The sequence below is a fragment of the Modestobacter italicus genome, from assembly GCF_019799965.1.
GTDB classification, from domain to species: Bacteria; Actinomycetota; Actinomycetes; order Mycobacteriales; family Geodermatophilaceae; genus Modestobacter; species Modestobacter italicus_A.
Genome location: NZ_JABGCJ010000105.1, coordinates 1 through 580, shown reverse-complemented (window position 1 = coordinate 580; position 580 = coordinate 1). Strand labels below are relative to the sequence as shown.

Genomic DNA, 580 nt, shown 5'->3' with positions numbered 1-580 from the left:
GAGCAAGTCCTTAAGGCTTTGAAAAATATAGAGGCTAATAGCAAACACATAGAGGCTAATAGCCAACTTTTGAGCACTCATTCGCAAGCCATTGCAAAACTAGAGACCCAAGTAGGGCAGATCGCGGCGACTCTGAGCCGTCGAGAGGAGGGAAGACTTCCGAGTCAACCCATTAATAACCCTAGGGGAGTGCATTTGGCTGAGAGTTCGTCTTCACAGGACTCTCAATTTTTTGATGATGTAAAAGCTGTCACCACCTTGAGGAATGGTAAGGTTGTCGACAATAGGGTTGGGGATAAAGTGATTGAGGATGAGGGTGTGTCTAGAGCGTCTTTGTCTGAAAAAGTGAATGAAAAGAAAAAGAGTGAGAATGAGAAAGGGAAGAATATAGTGAGTGAGCCTAAGAGGGATAACTTTCCCTCTAATTCTGATGATCCAGTGGCATCCTATGTGCCTAAGGCTCCGTTTCCATCGGCGTTAGTCGCGCCAGTGAGAGGGAAAAAGAAAGGCGCGTCTTTGAGTGAGATGTTAGAGGTGTTTAAGCAAGTTCACATCAACCTACCCCTCTTAGATGCCATTA

Annotated in this window: 1 protein-coding gene; it reads left to right on the top strand. The window is 45.3% G+C overall.

Going from position 1 to position 580, the window contains the following annotated elements; translation table 11 throughout:
* The coding region (locus tag HLA93_RS20490) for a hypothetical protein (protein WP_222196284.1) at positions 1-580 on the top strand (580 nt) is incomplete at both ends.